The organism is bacterium (assembly GCA_041648665.1).
GTDB lineage: Bacteria > UBA10199 > UBA10199 > 2-02-FULL-44-16 > JAAZCA01 > JAFGMW01.
This window is the reverse complement of the sequence record JBAZOP010000179.1, coordinates 1-3411: the sequence shown is the minus strand read 5'-3', so window position 1 is coordinate 3411 and position 3411 is coordinate 1. Positions and strand designations below refer to the sequence as shown.

The 3411-nt window shown below is 64.1% G+C and carries 4 protein-coding genes; 2 read left to right on the top strand and 2 right to left on the bottom strand.

The genetic code is table 11. From position 1 onward, the window contains the following. A partial coding sequence (locus tag WC683_20330; protein MFA4974958.1) for a hypothetical protein occupies positions 1–502 on the bottom strand: 502 nt, incomplete at its 3' end. A gap of 246 nt (positions 503–748) precedes the next feature. Continuing rightward, positions 749–1495: a hypothetical protein gene (locus WC683_20325; GenBank protein MFA4974957.1), complete on the bottom strand. Its 747-nt coding sequence runs from the start codon at positions 1493–1495 to the stop codon at positions 749–751. Between the two features lie 54 nt (positions 1496–1549). Here WC683_20325 and WC683_20320 point away from each other — a divergent pair, with 54 nt between their 5' ends. Both WC683_20320 and WC683_20315 read left to right on the top strand, forming a co-directional pair. Further along, the gene (locus WC683_20320; protein ID MFA4974956.1) at positions 1550–3079 is read left to right on the top strand and encodes a DEAD/DEAH box helicase family protein; all 1530 of its coding nucleotides are present in this window, start codon (positions 1550–1552) and stop codon (positions 3077–3079) included. Positions 3080–3104: 25 nt separating this feature from the next. Further along, the coding region (locus tag WC683_20315; GenBank protein ID MFA4974955.1) for a hypothetical protein at positions 3105–3411 on the top strand (307 nt) is incomplete at its 3' end.

Genomic DNA, 3411 nt, shown 5'->3' with positions numbered 1-3411 from the left:
TGATGCTGTTGCCGCGGCGGACCCAGCGGCGGTGGCAGTGCCCGCAGAGCTGCGCGTCGTAGCCGTCCATGATCGGGCGGTGGTCGAGGTAGCGTTGGTCCTCCTGCGCGTTGAGCGTCTCAAGCGCGGGGAGGTGGGTCAGCAGCGTGCGCCCGATACCTTCCAGGTTGAGCACGAGCCACTGGTGTACCCCTGAGAACCCCGCACGCGCGTAGCGTCGCACCTCGCGCGCGTACTTGTGGTGAACGTCGCTGCACGCATCGTGGTTTCCGGCGACCAGGATGTGAGTGCCGTTCATCGAGCGCAGTAGCTCCTCGATGCGCGACCGCTTGGTCCCCCACTGGAAGTCGCCGAGGTGATAGGTCACGTCCCCCGGTTCGACTACCTCGTTGTGCCGCCTGACCAGCTCGTGCGCCATAACGCCCGTATCCATGAACGGGCGCTCCTCCATCGTGATGATGCAGTTGTGGTCGTAGTGCTCGTCGGCGGTGAACCAGTACATGGCTACGCGAACCCAACGCTGCTGATGCTTTGAACATCAACGGTTCTCAACTTGCCGTCCCGGAGCGCAGCCAGCGGAATGGGCAAGCGTAGGACGAAATGCTCCAAGAATTGGTCAACGAATTGAATCCGAACGTCTACGTTCAGCACTTGGTCCACGGTGGTAGGTGGGTTGTTCGTGGCGTCACAAGTAATGAGCTTGTCCTTGATTCGAGTGGGCTTGTTCATACCCACATAATGCGCGAAGCTATGGCGTCGGGACGCGGTTGCCGCGCGTTGGGTCCGCCCACCGCTCCCCAAGCCACCTCCACAATTTCGGCTGAGTGAATTGTGCGATGTAGATGTGAATTGCGGCGTTGTCCCCTTCGTACTCAAGCCGCCACGCATCACCCACGTTGTCCTGCTCGACGAGCGGGTCGCGGTCGAACGTGCGCCGCCCGTACTGGTTTCCGAGCGTGACCGGCTTGTCAAGCACGGCGCTCGTCACGTAGTCGGGTGCAAGCTCGCAGCCCTGCACGCCGGTCGCGTAAGCGCCGCGCATCACCTCGCGGTTGGTGATGGAGGTGCTGACGAACGGTGGCTTGATCTGGCTGTGCGCCATGCAGAGCCACGTCCGCTTGTTCGCCGCGTCCGCCGCGAACAGCTTGGCGGCGGTCAGGTCGTTGGTGTGCATGCCGTCGAGCAGGATGATCGAGTCGATGTGCTGGCGCGCAGGCGAGTTCAGCAAGCGGTGGACGAACCCCCACCCCGCGCTGAACGTGACCACCGCGATGCGGCGCACGTCGCGCGTCTCGCACTTGGCGCGCTGCGCAGCCCATCCAACCAAGTCGCGGCCCGCGTCCGTACCTACTGCCTCGAACTGCGTGCTGTTCGTTCCTGGCACCCACACGACGCGCGGCATTTCGTTGAAGTACTCGTGAGCCCAGAGTGAGCACGGGGCCGAGCCCGAGCACGAGAACGCCGTCAGGCAGATGTCGATACCGAGGGAGTCCATGCTGGTTTTCCTTCCCGCGTTAACCCGGGTTAACGCGCCGCGCATTATTGTGCCATGGAGAACAACGGATCGTTGCGGGTGGTGGTGGACAACCGATTGCGGTTTGCCGCCGCCGATGTGCCCGGGTGGGTAATCGACGCGCTCAAGGAGCAGTTCACTCACGTCAACCCGGAGTACGGCAAGCTCCAAGCGCTCGGCTACTGGGCAGGCAAGGTGCCGCGCTTCTACCAGACGTGGCAGCTTCGCGGCGGTGAGATGAGCGTGCCGCGCGGTGGGGCGCGCAAGCTGCGGGCGCTATTGGAGGAAGCCGGGGTGCGGTTCCACTACGACGTTCGGGTGTGCGACGGAACCACACACGCCTTCCCACCGCACAATTTCCCGGACGGGGGGAAGCTGTCGGCGTTCCAGGTTGCAGCAGTGGATGACCTGATAGCGAAACAGAACTGCGTGGTGCGCAGCCCAACAGGATCGGGAAAGACGTCCATGGCAATCGCCGCCATCAGCAAGATCGGACGCACGGCGCTCGTGATGGTGTGGACCGGCGCGCTGCTCAAGCAATGGGTGGAGCGCATCGAGCAGGAGCTGCGGATACCGCGGCGCGAGGTTGGGGTCGTCGGGCTCGGGCGCAAGTTCGCACTCAAGCCCATCACGGTCGCAATGCAGCAGTCGGTGTACAGCATCTTCCAGAAGGGCGAGATGGAGGCGCAGCAGCTCATCGGCTACTTCGGCGTGCTGGTGTGTGACGAGTTGCAACGCTTTGCCGCGCGCACGTTCATCGGCGCGGTGGACCCGTTCCGCTGCCGCTACCGCTTGGGGTTTAGCGCTGATGAGACCCGCGCCGACAACAAGGAGTTCCTCATCTACGACGAGTTCGGCGAGGTTGCCGTGGACATCGAGCGCGACGGTCTGGTGGACATGGGATTCATCCTCGACGTGGACGTGCGCGTGGTGCCGAGCGAGTTTGCGGCCGACTGGTACCACGACGAGTTCTTGGAGGACGGCACGCCGAACCCGAACCTGCACAACCACAAGGTGCTGCTCGACCAGATGTGTGCGGACCCGGTGCGCAACGAGTTGGTTGCTCGGGTGGTGAAGATGGCGGCGGACGAGGGCGGCGTGATGGTGTTCAGCCACCGGGTCGACCACTGCCAGCTCATCGACCAAGCGTGCGTCAAGCAAGAGATCAAGAGCGGCCTGATGCTGGGCGGGGCGGAGTGGAGCCACGCCTTCGACGAGACGAAGGCTGGGCTCAAGGGCGGCACGCTGCGGGTCGGCATCGGTACGTTCCAGGCAATCGGGCAAGCGATAGACGTGCCCGCCGTGAGCCGTGGGGTGATGGCAACCCCGGTGAACAACAATCGCCAGATGTTCGGGCAGGTGCGCGGGCGCATGTGCCGCGCAAACCGCGCGGGCAGCACGAGCGCGGTGCTCTACTACGTGTGGGACCACCGCATATTCGGACTCAAGACGCTACGCAATCTGATGCAGTGGAACAACAACGTCAGCGTGCTCGCGGGCGACGGGTGGACGTCCGCCAAGCAGTACGTGGAGGATGCGCAGCGGGCGGCGCGGCTATTCGGCTAGCGCATTATTCACAACGGAGGATGCAATGGGTGACAAGCTGGAACCGAGGGTCAAGGCGAAGGTGATGCAGACCGCGACCGGGGTGCGGTTGCGAGTGGAGACCGGGCGGGTGACGTTCACGCCCGTCGCGTACAACACGTTCGAGGTGGGCAGCGTGAGCATCGAGCTTGACCTACCATCCGGCGCGGACGTGGGCGAGGCGCTTGCCGAGATGGACGAGGTGGTGAGCGGGCACTTCGGCAAGGCGTACGCGCGGCGGTTGGACTCGTACCTCAAGGCGCTGCGCTACAACGACAAGAAGCTCCGGGAGGACCGGGAAGCGCACCGAGGCT

Coding starts and splice junctions, on each gene's coding strand:
- WC683_20320 (MFA4974956.1), top strand. CDS start 1,550: ATGGAGAACAACGGATCGTTGCGGGTGGTGGTGGACAACCGATTGCGG.
- WC683_20325 (MFA4974957.1), bottom strand. CDS start 1,495: ATGGACTCCCTCGGTATCGACATCTGCCTGACGGCGTTCTCGTGCTCG.